Source organism: Streptomyces sp. NPDC107521 (assembly GCF_055598485.1).
Genome location: NZ_JBVKAT010000001.1, coordinates 479,677 through 501,977, shown reverse-complemented (window position 1 = coordinate 501,977; position 22,301 = coordinate 479,677). Strand labels below are relative to the sequence as shown.

General features: G+C 73.7%; 18 protein-coding genes and 1 pseudogene. 6 read left to right on the top strand and 13 right to left on the bottom strand.

The window, feature by feature from the left end; genetic code table 11:
• Nucleotides 1-191: 191 nt before the first annotated feature.
• The 4 genes from ACZ7LB_RS02120 to ACZ7LB_RS02105 all read left to right on the top strand — a co-directional run bounded on the left by ACZ7LB_RS02120 (nucleotide 192) and on the right by ACZ7LB_RS02105 (nucleotide 5,176).
• The gene (locus tag ACZ7LB_RS02120) at nucleotides 192-1,517 is read left to right on the top strand and encodes a DUF2252 family protein (RefSeq protein WP_471464921.1); all 1,326 of its coding nucleotides are present in this window, start codon (nucleotides 192-194) and stop codon (nucleotides 1,515-1,517) included.
• Between the two features lie 236 nt (nucleotides 1,518-1,753).
• Nucleotides 1,754-2,461 (top strand): hypothetical protein, encoded by a 708-nt coding sequence (locus ACZ7LB_RS02115; RefSeq protein ID WP_471464920.1) that lies wholly within the window; start codon nucleotides 1,754-1,756, stop codon nucleotides 2,459-2,461.
• A gap of 81 nt (nucleotides 2,462-2,542) precedes the next feature.
• Nucleotides 2,543-3,343: a thioredoxin domain-containing protein gene (locus ACZ7LB_RS02110; protein WP_471464919.1), complete on the top strand. Its 801-nt coding sequence runs from the start codon at nucleotides 2,543-2,545 to the stop codon at nucleotides 3,341-3,343.
• 162 nt (nucleotides 3,344-3,505) lie between these two features.
• Entirely contained in the window at nucleotides 3,506-5,176 is a 1,671-nt protein-coding gene (locus tag ACZ7LB_RS02105; RefSeq protein ID WP_471464918.1) for an alkaline phosphatase D family protein, read from the top strand.
• Here the strand turns inward: ACZ7LB_RS02105 and ACZ7LB_RS02100 are convergent.
• Nucleotides 5,089-5,682: a dienelactone hydrolase family protein gene (locus ACZ7LB_RS02100; RefSeq protein WP_471464917.1), complete on the bottom strand. Its 594-nt coding sequence runs from the start codon at nucleotides 5,680-5,682 to the stop codon at nucleotides 5,089-5,091. The genes ACZ7LB_RS02105 and ACZ7LB_RS02100 overlap by 88 nt on opposite strands.
• 134 nt (nucleotides 5,683-5,816) lie before the next feature.
• Between ACZ7LB_RS02100 and ACZ7LB_RS02095 the strand changes: the two are divergent.
• A pseudogene (locus ACZ7LB_RS02095) lies at nucleotides 5,817-6,893 on the top strand (mechanosensitive ion channel family protein); the annotation flags it as partial.
• 298 nt (nucleotides 6,894-7,191) lie between these two features.
• Here the strand turns inward: ACZ7LB_RS02095 and ACZ7LB_RS02090 are convergent.
• The 5 genes from ACZ7LB_RS02090 to ACZ7LB_RS02070 all read right to left on the bottom strand — a co-directional run bounded on the left by ACZ7LB_RS02090 (nucleotide 7,192) and on the right by ACZ7LB_RS02070 (nucleotide 11,968).
• Nucleotides 7,192-8,778: a Na+/H+ antiporter gene (locus ACZ7LB_RS02090; protein ID WP_471464916.1), complete on the bottom strand. Its 1,587-nt coding sequence runs from the start codon at nucleotides 8,776-8,778 to the stop codon at nucleotides 7,192-7,194.
• Nucleotides 8,779-8,868: 90 nt separating this feature from the next.
• The gene (locus tag ACZ7LB_RS02085) at nucleotides 8,869-9,342 is read right to left on the bottom strand and encodes a GNAT family N-acetyltransferase (RefSeq protein ID WP_471464915.1); all 474 of its coding nucleotides are present in this window, start codon (nucleotides 9,340-9,342) and stop codon (nucleotides 8,869-8,871) included.
• Nucleotides 9,339-10,283, bottom strand: coding sequence for an RluA family pseudouridine synthase (locus ACZ7LB_RS02080; RefSeq protein ID WP_161225191.1), 945 nt, complete (start codon nucleotides 10,281-10,283; stop codon nucleotides 9,339-9,341). The genes ACZ7LB_RS02085 and ACZ7LB_RS02080 overlap by 4 nt, the downstream gene beginning before the upstream one ends.
• A gap of 169 nt (nucleotides 10,284-10,452) precedes the next feature.
• The gene (lspA, locus tag ACZ7LB_RS02075) at nucleotides 10,453-11,139 is read right to left on the bottom strand and encodes a signal peptidase II (RefSeq protein ID WP_471464914.1); all 687 of its coding nucleotides are present in this window, start codon (nucleotides 11,137-11,139) and stop codon (nucleotides 10,453-10,455) included.
• A gap of 88 nt (nucleotides 11,140-11,227) precedes the next feature.
• Nucleotides 11,228-11,968, bottom strand: a complete 741-nt coding sequence (locus tag ACZ7LB_RS02070) for a TraR/DksA family transcriptional regulator (protein ID WP_471464913.1) — start codon at nucleotides 11,966-11,968, stop codon at nucleotides 11,228-11,230.
• 657 nt (nucleotides 11,969-12,625) lie between these two features.
• Here ACZ7LB_RS02070 and ileS point away from each other — a divergent pair.
• Nucleotides 12,626-15,772, top strand: coding sequence for an isoleucine--tRNA ligase (gene ileS / locus ACZ7LB_RS02065; protein ID WP_471464912.1), 3,147 nt, complete (start codon nucleotides 12,626-12,628; stop codon nucleotides 15,770-15,772).
• 405 nt (nucleotides 15,773-16,177) lie between these two features.
• Here the strand turns inward: ileS and ACZ7LB_RS02060 are convergent, their stop codons facing one another.
• From ACZ7LB_RS02060 to ACZ7LB_RS02030, 7 genes are all read right to left on the bottom strand, one after another.
• Nucleotides 16,178-17,383 carry a DivIVA domain-containing protein gene (locus tag ACZ7LB_RS02060; protein WP_471464911.1) on the bottom strand — a complete coding sequence of 402 codons (1,206 nt, stop codon included), beginning with the start codon at nucleotides 17,381-17,383 and terminating at the stop codon, nucleotides 16,178-16,180.
• Nucleotides 17,384-17,438: 55 nt separating this feature from the next.
• Nucleotides 17,439-17,723, bottom strand: a complete 285-nt coding sequence (locus ACZ7LB_RS02055) for a YggT family protein (protein WP_161168615.1) — start codon at nucleotides 17,721-17,723, stop codon at nucleotides 17,439-17,441.
• A 71-nt stretch (nucleotides 17,724-17,794) separates the two neighbouring features.
• The gene (gene sepF / locus ACZ7LB_RS02050) at nucleotides 17,795-18,436 is read right to left on the bottom strand and encodes a cell division protein SepF (RefSeq protein ID WP_161225187.1); all 642 of its coding nucleotides are present in this window, start codon (nucleotides 18,434-18,436) and stop codon (nucleotides 17,795-17,797) included.
• 129 nt (nucleotides 18,437-18,565) lie between these two features.
• Nucleotides 18,566-19,285 (bottom strand): YggS family pyridoxal phosphate-dependent enzyme, encoded by a 720-nt coding sequence (locus tag ACZ7LB_RS02045; RefSeq protein WP_471464910.1) that lies wholly within the window; start codon nucleotides 19,283-19,285, stop codon nucleotides 18,566-18,568.
• Between the two features lie 6 nt (nucleotides 19,286-19,291).
• Complete coding sequence (pgeF, locus tag ACZ7LB_RS02040; RefSeq protein WP_265291541.1) at nucleotides 19,292-20,020, bottom strand: peptidoglycan editing factor PgeF; 729 nt, start codon at nucleotides 20,018-20,020, stop codon at nucleotides 19,292-19,294.
• A complete protein-coding gene (ftsZ, locus tag ACZ7LB_RS02035; RefSeq protein WP_471464909.1) occupies nucleotides 20,017-21,216 on the bottom strand; it encodes a cell division protein FtsZ in 1,200 nt (399 codons plus the stop codon). Before ftsZ ends, pgeF begins: the two co-directional genes overlap by 4 nt.
• Before the next feature lie 286 nt (nucleotides 21,217-21,502).
• The gene (locus ACZ7LB_RS02030; protein ID WP_471464908.1) at nucleotides 21,503-22,300 is read right to left on the bottom strand and encodes a cell division protein FtsQ/DivIB; all 798 of its coding nucleotides are present in this window, start codon (nucleotides 22,298-22,300) and stop codon (nucleotides 21,503-21,505) included.
• Nucleotide 22,301 lies beyond the last annotated feature (1 nt).

Sequence of the window (22,301 nt, the reverse complement as noted above, 5' to 3'; positions counted from 1 at the left end):
CCGCCCGCCCCGGCCGGGGCACTCCCGCGCGGCGCCGCGCGTTGGTCCGGTCGGAGCGCCCTCCGCCCGGACGCGCCCCGGCCCCCGGACCGGCTCCCCCAGCACGCACCACCGGGCCGCCCGCCGCACCCCTCCCCCCACGGACCGCACCACACCCCCGGAACGCACCACCGCACCAGGAGGCACCAGCGATGCCGGTCCCGCAGCCCGACGACGAGCGCCGCGGCGAGGAGATCCTCGCCGTCCTCCACACCGCCTTCGGCCGGCTCCCGGCCACCGACCCGGACGCGTACCGGGCGCGCCTGCGCGGGATGGCGGGCTCCGCCCTCGCCTTCCACAGCGGCACGGCCTGCCTCTTCCACCACGACCTGGCCGGCGAGCGGCGCGGGCCGTACCTGGACGAGCGCACCTCCCGGGTGTGGACCCACGGCGACCTGCACGCCGGGCGCTTCGGCACCCGCATGGACTCCACCGGCCGCCTGGTCTTCGGCGCCACCGGCTTCGACGAGGCGTACGTCGGCCCCTTCACCCGGGACCTGAGGCGCTTCGTCTCCTCCGTCGCGCTGATCGGCTGGTCGAAGGCGCTGAGCGACGCGTGGATCGGCGAGGTGGTGCGGGCGTACGCGGACGCCTACCGGGAGCGCGTGCACGCCCTGGCGACCGGCGCCAAGAGCGACGAGGTGCCGCCCTTCACCCTGGACACCGCGGAGGGGCCGCTGCTGGGCGTGCTGCGCCGGGCGCGGGCGCTGACCCGGACCGGACTGCTGGACTCGCTGACGGAGGTCCGCGACTTCGAGCGCCGCTTCACCACCGCCGCCGGCGCCGTCGAGCTGGACGCGGCCACCCGCTACAAGGTGCTGGCGGCCTTCGACGGCTATCTGGAGACGCTGCCGGAGTGGTACCTGACCCGGCCCGACTCCTACCGCGTGAAGGACGTGGTGGGGCGGCGCGCCCCGGGCACCGGCAGGTCCGGTCCCCCGGCGTCGTACGACATCCTCCTGGAGGGCGGCAGCGACGCCCTGGAGAACGACGTGGTGATCCGCCTCGAGCGGCCCGGGACCCCGACCCTGTCCCGGCACGTCGCCGACGCGGAGCTCCGGGACCGGTTCGAGCACCAGGGCCACCGCGCGGTGGTCTCGCAGCGGGCGCTGCAGACGCACACCGACCCGTGGCTGGGCTGGACCGAGCTGGACGGCACCGGCCGCCGGGTGTCCGAGGTCTCCCCGTACGAGGCGGTCCTGGACTGGGACGCCCTGGACGACCCGGAGGAGATCGCGGAGGTGGCGGCGGACCTGGGCCGGGCCACGGCCGCCCTGCACGCGGCGGCGGACGACCCCTCCGGGGACTCCCCGGTGCCGTTCGCCACCGAGCGGGCCATCGACGCCGCGCTCGCCGCCGACGAGGAGGGGTTCGCGCCGCTGCTGGTCGACTTCGCGCACGAGGGTGCCGCGCGGGCGCGCTCCGACCACCGGATCCTCGTCGGCCTGCTCCGCGAGGGCCGGGTGCCGGGCGTCTGAGCCGGGCCGGGCGGGGACGGGACGGCAGGGCGTCCGGCCCCGCCCCGCCCCGGTCCGCGCGGCGGGGTGACCGGCGGCGGCGCCCGGTGGGGGTGACCAGCGGCGGCGCCCGGTGGGGGTGACCAGCGGCGGCGCCCGGTGGGGGGGGACCGGCGGCAGTTCCCGGTGGGTGCCGATATTCACAGCCCTCCTTTAGGAGTTCTTTACCTGCCTTCGTGCCACACTCGTGAATCGCTATGGACATATCCGGGACCCCGCTCAGAGCCGTACGCGCGGCGCTGTTCACGGCACTCGTCGTGACGCTCAGCACCACGTCGCACGTGCTGCTGTCCGGGGTCCCGCTGCCGTTGCGCACGGTGACGGCCGTGGCCGCCGCCGTGTTCGTCATCGCGTACGCCCTGGCCGGGCGCGAGCGCGGCTTCGGGCGCATCGCCGCGCTGCTGATCCCCCTGGAGCTGGCCGCCGACACGGTCTTCACCACCGGCCAGCACGTCTGCTACGGCAGCGCGGGCGGGCCGGTCACCGGGCCGCTGCGGTCCGTCGGCCTCGGCGTGCTCTGCGGCGACGGCACCGGCGTCGGCTCCGGGGTCACCGCCCCGCTGGCCCGGGTCACCGGCGCCGAGGGCGACCGGCTGGCGGTGGCGCTGTCCGACGCGGCTCCGGCCACGGCCTGGCTGCTGCTCGGCGCGCACGTCGCCGTCGGCCTGGCCGCGGCGGCCTGGCTGCGGCGCGGCGAACGGGCGCTGGCCCAGGTGCTGCGCGCGGTGGGCGCGACCACCTTCCGCCCGCTGCTGGTGGCGGTCGCGGCGGTGACGGTGCGCCGGGTCCCGGCCGCCGCACGCCCGGTCCGCCCGGTGCGCCGCGCCGCCGTCGCGCGCGAGCTGGTCCGCACCCACTCCCTGGGACGGCGGGGACCGCCGTGCCGCCCGGTCGCCTCCGTGTGACCCCGAGCGCACCGCAGTCCCCCCATCTTTCACGCATGCCCGCGCACCCCCGTGCGCGTGTCCCCAGGAGAGAACACCACCATGAGCAAGAGGAACAGCCAGGCGGCGAAGACGGCGGCCCGTGAGCGTCTGCGCCAGGAGCGCGAGCGCCAGGCCAAGCGCGACAAGGCCAAGCGCCAGGTCGTCGTGGCCTGCTCCATCGTCGGCGTGCTGGCGGTGGCCGGCGGCATCGGCTACTTCGTCGTGCAGAACAGCAAGCCCACCGGGTGGGACAAGGCCGCCGAGGCGAAGGTGGTCCTCCCGGCCAACTCGTCGGGCAAGGACGGCACCACGGTCCTCATCGGCGACTCCAAGTCCGACAAGGTCGTCCACCTCTACGAGGACCCGCGCTGCCCCGCCTGCGCCTCCATGGAGCAGGGTCTCGGCGAGACGATCAACAAGGGCATGAAGGACGGCGAGTACAAGCTGTCCTTCACCCTGGGCACCTTCCTCGACAACAACCTGAGCGGTGAGGGCTCCAAGAACGCGCTCAGCGCGCTCGGTGCCGCGCTCGACGTGAGCCCGGACGCCTTCATCGACTACAAGGGCGCCCTGTACTCGGCGGAGCACCACCCCGACGAGTCGACCGACAAGTTCGCGGACGACTCCTACCTGATCAAGGTGGCCGACACCGTCGACGCCCTGAAGGGCAACAAGAAGTTCCAGGACGCCGTGAAGAACGGCACCTTCGACCCCTGGGCGATGCGGATGAGCGACTCCTTCCAGAAGGCGAAGGACGTCCAGTCGACGCCCACCATCAAGATCGACGACAAGGTGATCAAGAACCCGGGCTCGGTCGAGGAGTGGAACAAGGCCCTCAAGGACGCCGGCATCGGGAAGTGACCGGCGGCCGACGGGCGGGCGAACTTTCCCCGGTTCGCCCCCTCGCGGCACTACCGGTCGGTAACGTGATCGGGCGTGACCAGTCGACCAGGAACATCCGCTGACTCCGTCCCGCCCACCGCCGCACCGGCGGGCCCGCGGACCCCGAGCCGCCGCACGGTCGTGAAGGCCGCGGCGGCCGGGGCCGTCCTCGCCGCCCCGCTCGCCGCCGCCCCGCCCGCCGGGGCGGGCGCCGCGGCGCCCGCCTTCCTGCACGGCGTCGCCTCGGGCGACCCGCTGCCCGACGGCGTCCTGCTGTGGACCCGGGTGACCCCGGTGCCCGGGGCCGTGCCGGGCTCCGGTGCCGGACCCGACACCGAGGTGCGGTGGACCGTCGCCGCCGACCGGGCGTTCACCCGCGTCGTCGCCCGGGGCACCACCCTCGCCACCGCCGCCTCCGACCACACCGTCAAGGCCGACGTGCGGGGCCTGGCGCCCGCCACCGACTACTGGTTCCGCTTCTCCGCCGGGGGCGGCGACTCCCCCGCCGCCCGCACCCGCACCGCCCCCGCCGCCGGGGCCGACGTCGCCGGACTGCGCTTCGGCGTGGTCTCCTGCGCCAACTGGGAGGCCGGCCACTTCTCCCCGTACCGGCACCTCGCGGCCCGCGGCGACCTGGACGCCTGGCTCCATCTGGGCGACTACCTCTACGAGTACGGCACCGGCGCCTACGCCCGCCGCGGCACCGTCGTCCGCCCGCACGAGCCCGCGCACGAGATCGTCACCCTCGCCGACTACCGCGTGCGGCACGCCCGGTACAAGACCGACCCCGACCTGCGGGCCCTGCACGCCGCCGCGCCCGTGGTGGCGATCTGGGACGACCACGAGTTCGCCGACAACGCCTGGTCCGGCGGGGCCGGGAACCACACCGAGGGTGCCGAGGGCACCTGGGCGGCCCGTCAGGCGGCGGCCAAGCAGGCGTACTTCGAGTGGATGCCGGTCCGCCCGGCCGTCACCGGGACCACCTACCGGCGGCTGCGCTTCGGCAGGCTCGCCGATCTGTCGCTGCTGGACCTGCGGTCCTTCCGCTCGCGGCAGGCCGGGACGGGCCGCGGCGAGGTCGACGACCCCGGCCGCACCCTGACCGGCCGCGCCCAGATGGACTGGCTCAAGACCGGGCTGGCGGCCTCGGACACCACCTGGCGGCTGGTCGGCAACTCGGTGATGATCTCGCCGTTCGCCTTCGGCGCGCTCCCGGCCGAACTGCTGGAGCCGCTCGCCGGGCTGCTGGGGCTGCCCGCGGAGGGCCTCGCCGTCAACACCGACCAGTGGGACGGCTACACCGCCGACCGCCGCGAGCTGCTGGCCCATCTGCGCGCGAGGGCGATCCGCAACACGGTCTTCCTGACCGGCGACATCCACATGGCGTGGGCCAACGACGTGCCGCACGACGCCGCCACGTACCCGTTGTCCGAGTCGGCGGCCACCGAGTTCGTGGTCGCCTCCGTCACCTCGGACAACCTCGACGACCTCGTCCGGGTCCCCGAGGGGACCGTCTCCGCGGTCGCCGCCCCGGTCATCCGGGCCGCCAACCGGCACGTCCACTGGGTCGACACCGACCGGCACGGGTACGGGGTGCTGGACATCACCCCGGCGCGGGCCCAGATGGACTTCTACACCGTCTCCGACCGGGCCGACCCGGACGCCTCCTCCGCCTGGGTCCGCTCCTACCGCACGCTCAGCGGCACCCAGCGGGTCCAGCGGGTCTACGACCCGGTCCGGTCCTCCTCCCCGAGGGAGTCGAGGAAGCCGAGCGCCACCCGCCAGGTGGCCCCGGCCGCCTCCGCGTCGTAGTCCGGCAGCCCGGGGTCGGTGTAGAGGTGGCCCGCCCCGGGATACCGGTGCACCTCGACGTCGGCGCCGATCCGGCCCATCCGCAGGTACCAGGCGCTCAGCCAGTCATCCGTCTCGAACGGGTCCGGCTCGGCCACGTGGAGCTGCACCGGCAGGCCGTCCACGGCCGCGTTGGGCGCGATGTCCGAGGTGCCGTGCAGGAGGAGCAGCCCGCGCGCTCGCTGGTCGCCGAGGGCGAGGGTCTGGGCGACGGAGGCGCCGAGCGAGAACCCGGCGTAGACCAGGCCGCGTTCGGAGTAGGGCGCGGCGGCCAGCACGGCCCGCCTCAGCAGTTCCTCCCGGCCGATCCCCTCCTGGTGGGCCATGCCCTCCTCGACCGTGTCGAACGTCCGCCCATCGAAGAGGTCCGGGGTCCACACCCGGTGCCCGGCGCCGCGCAGCCGCTCGGCGGCCTCGCGCACCGCGGGCCGCAGGCCGTGGGTCGAGTGAAAGAGCACGATGTTCATGGGGCCATCGTGCCAGGCGGGTACGGCCCCGCCGCGCACGCCGGCTCCCCGGCGCAGGGCACGCGCACCGGCCCCGCCCGGGAGGGGCACAGATCACAGGTTCGGTCCGCGCCCCGCCGGTTACGTTCCAGGGCATGGAGAACATACTCCGCCCGCTGATCGTCGTCGGCGGCTCCGTCCTGCTGACCCTCGCCCTCGGCTGGGCCACCGACCTGCTGCTGCGCAAGGCCGACGCGCGCCACCGCGAGACGCCCCTCTGGGGGCTGCTGCGCCGGGCCCTCGTCCCGTACCGGCTGGTGCTGTGCGCCGCCCTGCTGAGGGCCTCCTACGACCAGGCCGGGCTGTTCCCGTCGCACCGGGCCGGGATCGGCCGGACGCTGACGCTGGTCCTGATCGGCTCGACGGCCTGGCTGGTCGTCCGGATCGCCGCGGCGGTCGTCGAGACCTCCTACGCCCGCTACGCCCACGCCCACGCCCGGCGCGACCCGGCCCGGGTGCGCCGGGTGCGCACCCAGGTCTCGCTGATCAGACGGGTGGTGTCGGCGGTGGTGGGCGTGGTCGCCGCCGCGTCCATGCTGCTGACCTTCCCCGACATGCGCGCGGCCGGGGCCTCGCTGCTGGCCTCGGCGGGCGTCCTGGGCATCGTCGCCGGTGTGGCCGCGCAGTCCACCCTGGGCAACCTCTTCGCGGGGCTGCAGATCGCCTTCGGCGACATGGTGCGCATCGGCGACACCGTCGTGGTGAACGGCGAGTGGGGCACGGTCGAGGAGATCACCCTGACCTTCCTGACGGTGCGCACCTGGGACGAGCGCCGGTTCACCATGCCGGTGTCCTACTTCACCTCCCAGCCGTTCGAGAACTGGTCGCGGGGGACCCCGCAGATGACCGGCGTCGTCTACTGGCACCTGGACCACACCGCGCCGCTGGACGCGATGCGCGAGCGGCTGCGGGACATCCTGCGGGACTGCCCGGCCTGGGACGGGCGGACCTACAACCTGACCGTCACCGACACCACCCCGAACACCATGCAGGTGCGCGCCCTGGTGACGGCGAAGGACGCGGACGACATCTGGACGGTGCGGGTCCATGTCCGCGAGCGGATGATCCGCTGGCTGGCCGAGCAGCACCCGCACGCCCTGCCCCGGGTCAACACCGCCCCGGCGGCCCGGCCCACCGCGCCGGAACCGGCCGCCGGGACGGAGCCGGCGGGAAGGGAAGCGGCAGGGACGGAGGCGGCCGGAACGGCGCCGGCAGGCACGGAGGCGGCCGGAACGGGCACCGGGCCGCCCGCCGCCCGCGAGGGCCTGCCGCGCTCCCGCCGGGCGCCGGACGGCCGCCCGGAGGCGGCGGAGCCGGGCGGCGGACGGCCCCGCCGCTCCGGCACCCGGCGCTGACCGGCGCGCGGCGCCGGACCGCGCCCCGGACGGGGCCGTGCCCGGACGGGGCCCACCGCACGGCGCCGCAGCGGCCGGGGCGGCCGGGCCCCGGCGGGCCCCGGCGGGCCCGCGGTCAGCGCATGCTGCGTACGTCCAGGTGGCGCAGCACCCGGTCGACGATCTCCGGGTCGGCGCCGGGCTCGCTGCGCGCCGCCAGCACCTCGTGCCGGGCGGCGCTGAGCATCTCGGCCTGGATCCGGCGGATCCTGCGCAGCCGCCGGACGCGCTGCTCCTGGGCCTCGCGCCGCTCCTCGTCCCCGATGTCCGGGCTGATCCGCAGCCCGATGTCGAAGGCGCGCCGCACCATCTGCTCGGACAGCTCCTCCGGCAGCTCCTCCACCGTCTCGATCTCCTTGAGCCGCTGCTTGGCGGCGCGCGCGGCGCGCACCGCGAGCTGCTTCTCGTACTCCTTCTCCCGCTCGGTGTCCGCGCGCACCCCCAGCCGGTTCACCAGCCAGGGCAGCGTGAGGCCCTGGAGCAGCAGGGTCGCCATGATCACGCCGAAGGCGATGAAGATCAGTTCCTCGCGGTGGGGGAAGGGCGAGCCGTCCTCGGTGCGCAGCGGGATGGCGAGGGCCAGCGCCACCGAGGCCACCCCGCGCATCCCCGACCACCACATCACCACCGTCTCCCGCCAGGTCGTGGGGATGTCCTCGTCCTGGTCGCGCCGGGAGTGCAGCCGCTTGGTCAGCCAGGTGGCCGGCAGCAGCCAGGCCAGCCGCACCAGGATCACCACCCCGGCCACGGCGGCGGCCCAGCCCAGCAGTTCGGTCCACCGCCCGGAGGCGGTGCGCAGCGCGTTGTGCAGCTCCAGGCCGATCAGTCCGAAGGCGATCCCGGTGACGAGGGTGTCGACGACGTCCCACACGGTGTGCCCGGCGAGCCGGGACATCACGTCGTCGGCGTCGGAGGCGTACTCGGCGAGGAACATCGCGGTGGTGAGCACGGCGAGCACCCCGGAGCCGTGCAGCTCCTCGGCGAGGACGTAGCTGACGTAGGGGACGAGCAGGGTCAGTCCGATCCGGAGGGTGGCGTCGCCGAGCACGTCCATCAGCTTGTACGCGCCCCAGCCGAGCGCGAGCCCCACGGCGACGGCGACGACGGCCGACAGCACCAGGTCGAGCCCGGCCCGCCAGGGCGAGAAGGTGCCGCCCACGGCCGCGGCGATGGCCACGTGGTAGAGGACGATGGCCGTCACGTCGTTGAAGAGGCCCTCGCCCTCCAGGATGGACACCAGGCGGCGCGGCAGCCCGAGCTGTCCGGCGACGGCCGTCGCGGCGACCGGGTCGGGCGGCGCCACCAGGGCCCCGAGGGCGAAGGCGGCGGCCAGCGGCAGCCCCGGCACGACGGCGTGGGCGACGGAGGCGACGCAGGCGGTGGTGACGAAGACCAGCGCGACCGCGAGCAGGAAGATCGGGCGCTTGTTGGCCGCGAACTGCCGCCAGGAGGTGCGCCGCACGGCCGCGTAGAGCAGCGGGGGCAGCAGCGCGGGGAGGATCAGCTCGGGCGGGATGTCCACGTTGGGGACGAAGTCGAGGAGCGCCAGGGCGATCCCGAGGAGCGTGGTCAGCACCGGCGCCGGAAGCCCGAGGCGGTCCCCGAGCGGCACGCTCAGCAGGGCCCCGATCAGCAGCAGGAACAACAGGGCCAACTGATCCACGGTCACGGCTCCGGCGGGGTCTGGGCGTTCACACGGCTGATCCCCAGACTGCCATGCGGCCGGTCCCTCGGCCGGGTACGGCGCCCCAGGTCACAGGGCGCGCCGCATGGCGCGGTGAGGTATCCCCGCGTCGGGGAACTCCGGTCCGTACGCCGTGTACCCCAGCCGCTCGTAGAAACCCAGGGCGTGGGTCTGGGCGTGCAGGTCGACCGCGGTGAGACCGCGCTCGCGGGCCGCCTCCTCCAGGGCCCGCACCAGGGCCGCTCCGACGCCCCGGCCGCGGGCCCGGCGGAGCACGGCGAGCCGGCCGAGGGCGCCGGTGTCCGGGGCCCCGGTGCGGGCGGCGGCGGCCGGGCCGTGCAGCAGCCGGCCGGTGCCCAGCGGGGTGCCGTCCCCGTCGGCGGCCAGGACGTGCACGGCCCCGGCGTCGTCGGCGTCGTACTCGATCTCCTCGGGGACGCCCTGTTCGACGACGAAGACCTCCCGGCGCACCGCGAGGCAGGCCGTGCGGTCGGCGGCGCCGTCGGCGACGCGCACCCGCGCCGGGCGGGCGGCGCCGGTCACCCGTAGGTCTCCTCGCGGACCCGGTCGAGCGCGGCCTGGAGGTCCTCGGGGTAGTCGCTGGCGAACTCGGCCCACTGCCCGTCGCCGGGGTGCTCGAAGCCGAGGCGCACGGCGTGCAGCCACTGGCGGGTCAGCCGCAGCCGCTTGGCGAGCGTGGGGTCGGCGCCGTAGGTGAGGTCGCCGACGCAGGGGTGGCGGTGGGCGGCCATGTGGACGCGGATCTGATGGGTGCGGCCGGTCTCCAGCTTGACGTCGAGCAGGGAGGCGGCGCGGAATGCCTCGATCAGGTCGTAGTGGGTGACGGAGGGCTTGCCGTCGGCCGTCACCGCCCACTTGTAGTCGTGGTTCGGGTGGCGCCCGATGGGGGCGTCGATGGTGCCGCTGGTGGGGTCGGGGTGGCCCTGGACGAGCGTGTGGTAGCGCTTGTCGACCGTGCGCTCCTTGAACTGCCGCTTGAGCGAGGTGTAGGCGCGCTCCGACTTGGCGACCACCATCAGCCCGGAGGTGCCCACGTCGAGGCGGTGCACGATGCCCTGGCGCTCGGCGGCACCGGAGGTGGAGATCCGGTACCCGGCGGCGGCCAGCCCGCCGATGACGGTCGGGCCGGTCCAGCCGGGCGAGGGGTGGGCGGCCACCCCGACGGGCTTGACGATCACGACCACGTCGTCGTCGTCGTGGACGATCTCCATGCCCTCGACGGGCTCGGCCACCACCTGCACCGGCGCGGCGGCCGGCGGCATCTCGACCTCCAGCCAGGCACCGCCGCTGACCCGCTCCGACTTGCCGACCACCGCCCCGTCGACCTGCACCTTCCCCGCCGCCGCCAGCTCGGCGGCCTTGGTGCGGGAGAAGCCGAACATGCGAGAGATGGCGGCGTCGACGCGCTCGCCCTCCAGGCCGTCGGGCACGGGCAGGGTACGGATCTCGGGAAGCGTGCTCACCCGTCGAGTATGCCGGACGCGCTCCCCGGGCCCGCACGCGCTCCCGGCCGGGCCGACCGGGCCCGACCTGGCAGGACCTCCCGGGGGCTCCCGGCCGGGGCCATCGGGCCCCGGACGCGGTCCGGGCGGGAGGCAGGGCGGCGGGGCGCGGTGGGCGCCCGCGCGGGGCTCAGTCCTTGTGGACGGTCCCGTCCGGGTCCAGCCCCCGGAAGGAGAGCAGCACGATCAGGATGCCGCCGCAGACGATCGCGGAGTCCGCGAGGTTGAACACGGCGAAGTGCTTGGGCGCGATGAAGTCGACGACGGCGCCCTCGAAGACGCCCGGCGAGCGGAAGATCCGGTCGGTCAGGTTGCCCAGCGCGCCGCCGAGCAGCAGGCCGAGCGCGATCGCCCAGGGCAGGCTGTACAGCTTGCGGGCCAGCCGGGCGATGACGACGATCACGGCGGCGGCGATCACCGTGAAGATCACGGTGAAGGCCTCGCCGAAGCCGAAGGCGGCGCCCGCGTTCCGGATCGCCTCGAAGCGCAGCCACTCGCCGATGATCTCGATCGGCTCGTGGTGCTCCAGCTTGGCGACCACGAGCATCTTGCTGCTCAGGTCGATCAGATAGGCGATCAGGGCGATGGTGAACAGCACCGCGATCCGCCGCTTGCCCCGCCCCGCCGGGGCGTCCGGCCCGGGGGCGGACCCGCCGGCCGCCGGCTGCGGGTGCCCGGCCTCCGGCTCCGCGGACGGCACCGTCCGGCCGGCCGCGGGCCGCGGGCCGCCGTCGCCCGTCCGTTCGCTCTCCGCGCGCCCGTCCCCCGCCGCGTCCGGAGTCTCCGGCGTACCGATGATGCGCTCCGCCTCTGCCACGTGAGTCCCTCGACCTAGGTACCTGACTGAGGACGAGGGTACGGCACGCCCCGCGCGTCCCCCCTGCTCGGGACGCCCGGGGCGCGGCTCAGTACCGCCGCTCCTGCTTCTGCTTGCACTCCACGCACAGGGTGGCCCGCGGGAAGGCCTGCATCCTGGCCTTGCCGATGGGCTTGCCGCAGTTCTCGCACAGGCCGTAGGTGCCGGCGTCGAGGCGCTCCAGGGCCCGCTCGGTCTGGGTGAGCATCTCGTGGGCGTTGGCCGCCAGCGCCAGTTCGTGCTCGCGGGTGATGTTCTTGCTGCCGGTGTCCGCCTCGTCGTCCCCGGCGCCGTCGCCGGAGTCGCGCATCATGCCCTGGAGCGAGCGCTCGGAGGAGGCGATCTCGGTGCGCAACCGCTCCGCCTCCGACTGGAGCTCCGCGCGGGCCGCCTCGGCCTCCTCCGCCGTCCAGGGGTCCTCGCCGGGGCGCACGGCCAGCTCGCCGGCCTCGGCGCCGCGTGCCTGGGGAACGGCGGCCTTGTCCGCCGTGGCCGTGCCAGGGGTCTTCTTCGCAACCACCGTCGTGGCTCCCGTCTGCTCGGCGGCCTCGGCCGCACCCGCCTTCTCGGCCGCGGACTTCCCGGCCGCGGTCCTCTTGGCCGTGCTCTTCCTCGACGTCCCCCGCGACGCGGTGCCCTCGGCGCCGCCCTTCCCGGCGGCCTTCCGCGCGGCCCGCTTCCCGGACCGCGCCTCCCCGGCCGGGGCACCCCCGGCGTCCGTCCCGCCCTCCGGCGGACCGCTCCCGGCCGGGGGCTCCTCCGCCGCTCCGTGCGTGCTCTTCGCCACCATGGCCGCGGCCCCTTCACCCTGGGTGATCTTGCGCGCGAATCGTGCTGGGACGATAAATCGACCCGGGCCCCTCGGCAACGGGGCACGCCGCCCGCATCGCCCGCCCCGCGACCGCCGCGCGGCGGACCTGCCTGCGTTGTGCCCAGCTCCCGGCCGGGTATGCCGCCGGCGCGCACGGCGCGCGCCCCCGCACCGCCCCGGACGCCCGGCCGCGCCATTCGGGTCACCCGGCCCGTCCCGCGCCCCCGCCCGGTCGCCTCTTCCCCCGCCCGGCCCCCGCACCCGCTCCGCGGCCGGGCGGGACCGGGGAAACTCGGTCGGCCGCCGTCCGCACGGCGCCGTACACTGGGCGGAGCGAAAAGCGTGGATGGGGACGAGTAGCGGCGTACGCGGTCCGCAGCGACCCGGGGACGGTGGAAGCCCGGGGGCCAGCGCGACGTGAAGATCACCCCGGAGCCGCCGGAGGAAAGCCCGGACCAGCAGCCGGGCGAGTAGAACCGGCCTCGCGACCCCAATGAGGGGGCTCACCGGAGCACACGACGCACCGGGGGGCCAAGGAGGGTGGTACCGCGGGAGCGCGCCGCACAGTGCGGCGTCCGTAGCCTTACGGCTCTCGTCCCTCCGACGGAAGGCAGCACGTCCGCCGGAGGAAGCCCGTTGAACACGCAGCCCCAGTACCGACAGGTGCCCGCCCAGGTCGACCTGCCCGCGCTCGAACACGCGGTGCTCGACTTCTGGCGCGAGCAGAAGATCTTCGCCAAGAGCCTGGAGCAGTCCGCGGGCCGCCCCGAGTGGGTCTTCTACGAGGGTCCGCCCACCGCCAACGGCATGCCGGGCGCCCACCACATCGAGGCCCGCGTCTTCAAGGACGTCTTCCCCCGCTTCCGCACCATGCGCGGCTACCACGTGGGCCGCAAGGCCGGCTGGGACTGCCACGGCCTCCCGGTGGAGCTGGCGGTCGAGAAGGAGCTGGGCTTCAACGGCAAGCAGGACATCGAGGCGTACGGCATCGCGGAGTTCAACGCCAGGTGCCGCGAGTCGGTGACCCGGCACACGGACGCCTTCGCCGAGCTGACCACCCGCATGGGCTACTGGGTCGACCTCGACGACGCCTACCGGACCATGGACCCGGAGTACGTCGACTCCGTCTGGTGGTCGCTGAAGGAGATCTTCGGCAAGGGCCTCCTGGTCCAGGACCACCGCGTCGCCCCCTGGTGCCCCCGCTGCGGCACCGGGCTGTCCGACCACGAGCTGGCCCAGGGCTACGAGACGGTCGTCGACCCGTCCGTCTACGTGCGCTTCCCGCTCACCTCCGGCCCGCTGGCCGGCGAGGCCGCCCTCCTGGTGTGGACGACCACCCCCTGGACCCTGGTCTCCAACACCGCCGTCGCCGCGCACCCCGAGGTCACCTACGTCGTCGCCACCGACGGCCGGGAGCGGGTCGTCGTCGCCGAGCCGCTGGTCGGCAAGGCCCTCGGCGAGGGCTGGGAGACCACCGGGCAGTCCTTCACCGGCGCCGAGATGGAGCGCTGGACCTACCGGCGCCCCTTCGAGCTGGTCGAGTTCCCCGAGCCCGCGCACTACGTGGTGAACGCCGAGTACGTGACGACCGAGGACGGCACGGGTCTGGTCCACCAGTCCCCCGCCTTCGGTGAGGACGACCTCAAGGTGTGCCGCGCCTACGGGCTGCCCGTCGTCAACCCGGTGCGCCCGGACGGCACCTTCGAGGAGGACGTCCCGCTGGTCGGCGGCGTCTTCTTCAAGAAGGCCGACGAGCGGCTGACCGAGGACCTGAACGCCCGGGGCCTGCTCTTCCGCCACATCGCCTACGAGCACAGCTACCCGCACTGCTGGCGCTGCCACACCGCGCTGCTCTACTACGCGCAGCCGTCCTGGTACATCCGCACCACCGCCGTCAAGGACCGCCTGCTCGAGGAGAACGAGCGGACCAACTGGTTCCCCGACTCCGTCAAGCACGGCCGCTACGGCGACTGGCTGACCAACAACATCGACTGGGCGCTCTCCCGCAACCGCTACTGGGGCACCCCGCTGCCGATCTGGCGCTGCGAGGAGGGCCACCTCACCGCCGTCGGCTCCCGCGCGGAGCTGACCGCGCTGTCCGGCACCGACCAGTCCTCCCTCGACCCGCACCGCCCGTACATCGACGCGATCACCTTCGCCTGCCCCGAGGAGGGCTGCGGAAGGACGTCCACCCGGGTGCCGGAGGTCATCGACGCCTGGTACGACTCGGGTTCCATGCCGTTCGCGCAGTGGGGCTACCCGTACCGGAACAAGGAACTCTTCGAGTCCCGCTACCCGGCGCAGTTCATCAGCGAGGCCATCGACCAGACCCGCGGCTGGTTCTACACGCTGATGGCGGTCGGCACCCTGGTCTTCGACCGCTCCTCGTACGAGAACGTGGTCTGCCTCGGCCACATCCTCGCCGAGGACGGCCGCAAGATGTCCAAGCATCTGGGCAACATCCTCCAGCCGATCCCGCTGATGGACCAGCACGGCGCCGACGCGGTGCGCTGGTTCATGGCGGCCGGCGGCTCGCCGTGGGCGGCCCGCCGGGTCGGCCACGGCACCATCCAGGAGGTGGTCCGCAAGACCCTCCTCACCTACTGGAACACGGTCGCCTTCCAGGCCCTCTACGCCCGCACCTCCGGCTGGGCCCCCGGCGAGGCCGACCCGGCGTCCGCCGACCGGACGGTCCTCGACCGCTGGCTGCTCTCCGAACTGCACGCCCTGACCGACCAGGTCACCCGGGCACTCGACGCGTACGACACGCAGCGCGCCGGGAAGCTGCTCTCCGCCTTCGTCGACGACCTCTCCAACTGGTACGTGCGCCGCTCCCGCCGCCGCTTCTGGCAGGGCGACAGGGCGGCCCTGCGCACCCTGCACGACGTGGTCGAGACGGTGACCCGGCTGATGGCCCCGCTCACCCCGTTCATCACCGAGCGGGTCTGGCAGGACCTGGTCGTGCCGGTCACCCCGGGTGCCCCGGAGTCGGTCCACCTGTCCTCCTGGCCCGAGTCCGACCCGGGCGCCGTCGACCCCGAACTGTCCCGGCACATGGTGCTGGTGCGCCGTCTGGTCGAGCTGGGCCGCGCCACCCGCGCCGAGTCCGGCGTCAAGACCCGCCAGCCGCTGCGCCGCGCCCTGATCGGGTCCCCCGGCTTCGACGGGCTCTCCCCGGAGCTGCGCGCGCAGATCACCGAGGAGCTGAACGTGGAGTCCCTCGCCTCGCTGAGCGAGGTCGGCGGCTCCCTGGTCGACACCACGGCCAAGGCCAACTTCCGCGCCCTGGGCAAGCGGTTCGGCAAGCGCGTCCAGGACGTCGCCAGGGAGGTCGCCGCCGCGGACGCCGCCGCCCTCTCTCTCGCCCTGCGCGAGGGCACCGCCTCGGTGGAGGTCGACGGCGAGACGGTCACCCTCGCCCCCGACGAGGTCATCGTCACGGAGACGCCCCGCGAGGGCTGGTCGGTCGCCTCCGACGCGGGCCTCACCGTCGCCCTCGACCTGGAGATCACCGAGGAGTTGCGCCGCGCGGGTCTCGCCCGGGACGCCATCCGCCTGATCCAGGAGGCCCGCAAGAACAGCGGCCTCGACGTGGCGGACCGGATCGCCCTGCGCTGGACGGCCACGGACCCGGCGGTCGCCTCGGCCCTGACCGAGCACGCCGGGCTGATCGCGGACGAGGTGCTCGCCACGGACTTCGCCCGGGGCGAGGCGGACGACGCGTACGGGGAGCCGTTCACCGACGGGCCGCTGACGCTGACCTTCCGGCTCCGCAAGCGGTAACGGCGGTTCCGCCGACGCCCGGTGGACGCCCTCCCCGCAACGGGAGCGGCCCACCGGGCGACGGCGGTCGGGCCCGGGACGACGGGGACGGACGGGACCACGGGGACGGACGGGACCGCCGCGCGGCATCGGTCCGTTCGTTCCCCTCGCCCTCGCCTTCCCGTTCCTCCTGCCGGGGCCGCGCCGCAGCGGCGGCGGCAGGAGCCGGGGCGAGGACGGGAGCGGGGGCCGGGCTCGGCGGGACTCGGCGGCACGGCGGGCGCGCACCACGCCGCGGGGACCGCCCGGGGAAGCAGCACCACGAACGCGCACGACACAGGGGCGGGCCCCGGGTGGTGAACACCCGGGGCCCGCCCCTGTGTCGTGCCGTGCGCTACGCCGTCCCGACGGCGCCCGCGCACCGGCTCAGTTGTCGTCCTCGTCGATCAGGAACCCGCGCATCGGCGAGGGCGCCTGCCCCATCGGGGACGGACCCTGCGGACGCACCGGCGCCATCGGCTGGGTCATCGCGGGCGACATCTGCTGCTGGCCGCCGTAGGACGGGCCGGGGCCCGCGCCCATCGACTGACCGCCGCCGTACGCCGGGGCACCGGCGCCGGCCGGCGCCATCGAGGGCGTCGGGGACGGCGGCAGCGACGCGGCGGCCGGCGTGCGCGGCGGGGCCAGCGAGTCGTCCGCCTGGGTCTCCAGCTGACGGAGCTGCGACTCCAGGTAGGACTTCAGCCGGGTGCGGTACTCCCGCTCGAAGCCGCGCAGGTCCTCGACCTTGCGCTCCAGCGTGGCGCGGGCGGACTCCAGCGAGCCCATCGCGACACGGTGCTTCTCCTGGGCGTCCCGCTCCAGGGCGTCCGCCTTGGCACGGGCGTCCCGCTCCAGGCCCTCGGCCCGCGAACGCGCCTCGCCGACAATCTTGTTGGCCTCGGAACGGGCCTCCGCGATCGCCTGGTCGGCGGTCTGCTGGGCGAGCGAGAGCACCCGGGCGGCGCTGTCGCCGCCGGGGGCCTGCGGACCGGGCATGCCGGGGCCGCCGGGACCCTGCGGACCGCCCATGGGGCCGCCCATCGGGCCGGGGCCCATCTGACCCTGCATCGGACCGGGGACCTGGCCCATGGGGCCGGGACCCTGTCCCATGGGGCCGGGGCCCTGACCCATCGGACCGGGACCCTGACCCATCGGTCCGGGACCCTGGCCCATGGGACCGGGGCCCTGCGGACCGCCCTGACCGCCGGGTCCGGCGGGCAGTTGCGGAGCACCGCTCGGCAGCTGGGGCGGACCACCCATGGGGCCACCCATCTGCTGCTGCGGCGGGCCCGATATGCCGGCGGGCACCGGAGCGCCGGGACCCCGCATGCCCTGCGGCGGCATGCCCTGCTGGGGATGCTGCTGGTCCTGCGGCGGTTCCGGGGGCTTGCGCATGTTCTGCTGGTTCTGGGCGGCCGCGCGCGTGGCGGCGGCCAGTTTGGCGCGCAGGTCCTCGTTCTCGCGCAGCAGGCGCGTCAGTTCGGCCTCGACCTCGTCGAGGAAGGCATCGACCTCGTCCTCGTCATAGCCTTCACGAAGGCGGACGGTCGTGAACTGCTTGTTCCGCACGTCCTCGGGAGTCAACGGCATCTCTTCACCTCAACGTAGTCGTCGGCATTCGGCAAGCCCGTGTCTCTGTCATCGCTCACAGCCGGCTCACGATCGAGATCAGGATGTAGACGATGATCATCAGTACGAAGAAGGACAGGTCGAGCGCCACGCCTCCGAGACGCAGCGGCGGAATGAACCGCCGCAGGAGCTTCAGCGGTGGATCGGTGACAGTGTAGGTGGCCTCCAGAACGACCACCATCGCCTTGCCGGGTTGCCACGAGCGGGCGAACTGGAAGACGTAGTCCATGACCAACCGGAAGATGAGCACGATGAGGAAGCACATCAACGCGATGTAGACGACATCCAGGAACACGCTCATCCCTGTGCTTCCCTCTCCCCTGTTCCAACTCTCGGATCCGCTCCGGACCCGCTGCCCACCGGTGGTGCGTCTCAGCTCTGGTTGAAGAACCCGCCCTCTGCGATACGGGCCTTGTCCTCCGCCGTGACATCGACGTTAGCAGGCGACAACAGGAACACCTTCTGCGTCACCCGCTCGATACTGCCGTGAAGACCAAACACCAGACCGGCGGCAAAGTCGACAAGTCGCTTCGCATCTGTGTCATCCATCTCAGTGAGATTCATGATCACCGGAGTGCCCTCACGGAAGTGTTCCCCGATGGTACGGGCCTCGTTGTAGGTCCGCGGGTGAAGCGTGGTGATCCGGTACGGCTCTCGTTCCGACACGACCTTGGGCATGATGACCGGTGCGCTCTTTTCCAGGCTTGCGCGTTCTTGTGTGATGGACGCCACGGGCGCGATCCGCGCGGGGCGGCCCGATTCAGCGGCGAGCGAAGCGGATCGGGGCACCGGCTCTCGCTGGGCGGGCGGCTGTACGACTCGTACCTCTTCTTCCCTTTGCGGCTGATGTGAACCATGCGGCTGGTGTGCCGGTTCGTGCCGGCGGTGGTCCCGCTCGGGCTCCGGGTCCAGTTCGGGTTCGAAGTCGTCGTCGGGGTCGAACCCCCGGCCGTCGTAACCATCGTCCTCCACGAGGCCGAGGTAGACCGCCATCTTGCGCATCGCGCCGGCCATTCTCTGAGTCCTCCGCTCTGTGGTGGATCGGCTGACGACTGCCAAGTGCCCGCCATCCACGAGGTCGTTGCGTCCGCCTCTCGACGGTAATGACCATATTTTCTACTGTGGTCCGACTTCTTGGCGACGTTACCGGAGCACGGGGCGGACTCCGAGTACCGCGGTGCCGACGCGTACATGTGTCGCCCCGGCGGCCACGGCCTGCTCGAGGTCCGCACTCATCCCGGCGGAGACCATGGTGGCAGCCGGATGGTCGCGGCGCAGGCCCGCCGACACATCCACGAGACGTTCGAAGGCGGCCTGTTGACGCCCCGCGTACTCCCCCGTGAGCGGCGCGACGGTCATCAGCCCGTCCAGCCGCAGCCCGGGCGCGTCGGCGACGCGGGCGGCCAACTCCCCGACCCCGCCGGGGGCGACACCGCCGCGCTCGCCGCGGCCGCCCTCCCCGGCGTCGAGGGCCACCTGGAGGAGGCAGCCCACCTCCCGGCCGGCCCGCTCCGCCTCCTTCGACAGCGCCGTGACGAGCCGCGCCCGGTCGACGGACTGCACGACGTCGGCATAACCGACCACCGAACGCACCTTGTTGGTCTGGAGCTGTCCGACAAAGTGCCAGGAAAGCGACAGATCCGAACAAGCGGCGGCCTTGGGCGCCGCGTCCTGGTCGCGGTTCTCCGCGACGTGCCGCACACCGAGCGAGGCGAGGCGGCGGACGTCGTCCGCCGGATAGGTCTTGGTGACCACGATCAGGGTCACCTCGTCACGGCGGCGGCCCGCCGCCGCACACGCGGCGGCGATCCGCTCCTCCACTTTCGCCAGGTTAGCGGCGATTTCATCCCTACGGTCCGTCATGCCCCATCAGTCCAGCCAGACATAGCCCGCGAGACGCCCGGTGGCGCGGTCGCGGCGGTACGAGAAGTGGTCCTGCGACTCCAGGGTGCACACCGGCGAACGGGACCGGTCACCCACCCCCAGGCGCGCGAGCTGCGCGTGCACTCCGGCGCCCACGTCGAGCGCCGGGGTGCCCCGGCCCGTCTCGGCGTACGCCGCCGGTTCGACGGCGGACACCTCGGCGCGCATCTCCTCCGGCACCTCGTAGCACCTCCCGCACACCGCGGGTCCGGTGCGCGCGACGATGCGGGCGGGGTCGGCGCCCAGCTCCGTCATGGCCCGCACGGCGGCCGGGACCACCCCGGCGGCCAGGCCGGGCCGCCCGGCGTGCGCGGCGGCGGCGACCCCGGCCACCGGGTCCGCCAGCAGGACGGGCACGCAGTCGGCGGTGAGCACGGCGAGGGCGAGGCCCCGCTCGGCGGTGACGACGGCGTCGGCGGGCGGGACCGGGCGGTCCCCCCAGGGCGCGTCGACCACGACGGTGTCGGCGCCGTGCACCTGGTGCATCCAGACCACCCGGACGGGGTCCAGCCCCAGCGACCGCGCGGCGCGGTCCCGGTTGGCCGTGACGGCGGCGGGGTCGTCACCGACCGCGCCGCCGAGGTTCAGCTCCTCGTACGGAACGGCGCTCACCCCGCCCCACCGGTCGGTGAAGCCGAAGTGCGCGCCGTTCACGGTGTCGCGCTGTCCTATCACTTCAGGAAGTCCGGCACGTCCAGTTCCTCGGCGGCGCTGTCCGAGTAGGTCCGCGACGGCGGGACCGGCGGCGGGGCCACCGGCGGCAGGTCGTTGACCGGCTCGGGCATGCCGCGCTCCGGCTCCTCCTTCGGCTTGACGCTGCCGAGGGAGCCGAAGGACGGGCGGCTCTCGGTCTGCCGCACGGGGGCCGGCTCCTCGCGCTTGGCGGCGGTGGAGCCGAGCACGTTGTCCCGCTTGGCCGGGGGCTGGCCCCCGTCGAAGCCGGCCGCGATCACGGTGACCCGGACCTCGTCGCCGAGGGCGTCGTCGATGACGGCGCCGAAGATGATGTTGGCCTCGGGGTGGGCGGCCTCGCTGACCAGCTGGGCGGCCTCGTTGATCTCGAAGAGGCCGAGGTCGGAGCCGCCGGAGATGGAGAGCAGCACTCCCCGGGCGCCGTCGATGGACGCCTCCAGCAGCGGCGAGGAGATCGCCATCTCGGCGGCGGCCACCGCGCGGTCGTCGCCGCGCGCCGAGCCGATGCCCATGAGGGCCGAACCCGCCTCGGACATGACGGACTTGACGTCCGCGAAGTCCAGGTTGATCAGGCCGGGCGTGGTGATCAGGTCGGTGATGCCCTGCACACCGGAGAGCAGCACCTGGTCGGCGGACTTGAACGCGTCGAGCACGCTGACCTGGCGGTCCGAGATGGACAGCAGCCGGTCGTTGGGGATCACGATGAGGGTGTCGACCTCTTCGCGGAGTTCCGCGATCCCGTCCTCGGCCTGGTTGGCCCGGCGCCGCCCCTCGAAGGTGAACGGGCGGGTGACCACGCCGATGGTCAGAGCGCCCAGCGAGCGGGCGATGTTGGCCACGACGGGCGCGCCGCCGGTGCCGGTGCCGCCGCCCTCACCGGCCGTCACGAAGACCATGTCGGCCCCCTTGAGGACCTCCTCGATCTCCTCGCGGTGGTCCTCGGCGGCCTTGCGGCCGACGGCCGGGTTGGCTCCGGCACCGAGTCCGCGGGTGAGTTCGCGGCCGACGTCGAGCTTGACGTCGGCGTCGCTCATCAACAGCGCTTGCGCGTCGGTGTTGATGGCGATGAACTCGACGCCCTTGAGACCGACCTCGATCATCCGGTTGATGGCATTGACACCACCGCCGCCGACACCGATGACTTTGATGACTGCGAGGTAGTTCTGCGGTGCTGCCACGTCGAAGGCCTCTCGCCTCGAGTTACGTGTCGTCCGGTGACGGGAGCACTGCTGCCCGGCGACCGGCGACTGATGCCGAATGGGACGGTCCGTAGCGCCGACCCGAACCCTAACGCTGAACTTTAGGGTTATCAGTGTGTCCGTTCCTTGGAGTCTTCCGAACAGGACACTAAGTCGACACGTGGCGCGCGTTCAACGAACACGCCGAACCTCCCGTTTTTCTTTTCACCCTATGTGATCAGCCGTAGCGCTGCCCAACCAGGGTGCTGGCCTGCGGGTATGGCCGTCAACTCCCGGATGACGCGGGCGCCGTGGGCGCGCTGACGTCGAAGTGCCGTGCTTTCGGGGTGGCCTTCATCAGCGCCGTGAGCGTCCGGGCCTTCTCCTCGCCGAGTTCGGCGCTCCCCCAGGCCACGGTCCGCCCGCCGTCCAGCTCCAGCGCGATGTCGTCGTAGGAACGGACCCTGATCTTCCGGGTCCGCTGCGCGACCTTCCCCGGGACGGTGTCGGCGACCTCGACCGCGGCCCGCACCAGGCGGTCCTCGCCGAAGCGCCGCGCGGCGGCCGCCGCCGACCCCGTCCGGACGACGTCCAGATCCAGCACGGGGACCTTCTCGGGGGCCTTCGGGACGGTGGCGAACCGGACGCCCTTCCCGTCCACTTCGGTGAAGGTCCCGCCCTTCTCCATCACCAGGACCGGCGTGCGTTCGGTCACCTTCACCCCGATCCCGTCCGGCCAGGAGCGCTCCACCGTCACCGTGTCGATCCGCGGCAGCGCCCGGCGCAGCCGTGCCTCGATGGCGCCGGTGTCGACGGAGACCAGGGGGGCGCCGAGCGGTGCCCCGGACGCCGCGCGCACCTCGTCGGGGGTCAGCACGCGCGTTCCGGCGACGGACACGCGTTCCACCCGCAGCCAGTGGGAACCGTAGAGGACCCACACCCCGCCGCCCGCCAGGAGCACGAGGACGATGGCCGAGATGACGATCGTACGAAGGCCCGGCGCCGTGAACCGCCCCCCGGGGGGCGGGCCGGACGACTCCCGCTGACGTTCGCCGCGCTCCGCGGTGGTGGTCGGTCCGGCCACG

Coding starts and splice junctions, on each gene's coding strand:
- ACZ7LB_RS02120 (WP_471464921.1), top strand. CDS start 192: ATGCCGGTCCCGCAGCCCGACGACGAGCGCCGCGGCGAGGAGATCCTC.
- ACZ7LB_RS02115 (WP_471464920.1), top strand. CDS start 1,754: ATGGACATATCCGGGACCCCGCTCAGAGCCGTACGCGCGGCGCTGTTC.
- ACZ7LB_RS02110 (WP_471464919.1), top strand. CDS start 2,543: ATGAGCAAGAGGAACAGCCAGGCGGCGAAGACGGCGGCCCGTGAGCGT.
- ACZ7LB_RS02100 (WP_471464917.1), bottom strand. CDS start 5,682: ATGAACATCGTGCTCTTTCACTCGACCCACGGCCTGCGGCCCGCGGTG.
- ACZ7LB_RS02070 (WP_471464913.1), bottom strand. CDS start 11,968: ATGGTGGCGAAGAGCACGCACGGAGCGGCGGAGGAGCCCCCGGCCGGG.
- ACZ7LB_RS02060 (WP_471464911.1), bottom strand. CDS start 17,383: ATGCCGTTGACTCCCGAGGACGTGCGGAACAAGCAGTTCACGACCGTC.
- ACZ7LB_RS02055 (WP_161168615.1), bottom strand. CDS start 17,723: ATGAGCGTGTTCCTGGATGTCGTCTACATCGCGTTGATGTGCTTCCTC.
- sepF (WP_161225187.1), bottom strand. CDS start 18,436: ATGGCCGGCGCGATGCGCAAGATGGCGGTCTACCTCGGCCTCGTGGAG.
- ACZ7LB_RS02045 (WP_471464910.1), bottom strand. CDS start 19,285: ATGACGGACCGTAGGGATGAAATCGCCGCTAACCTGGCGAAAGTGGAG.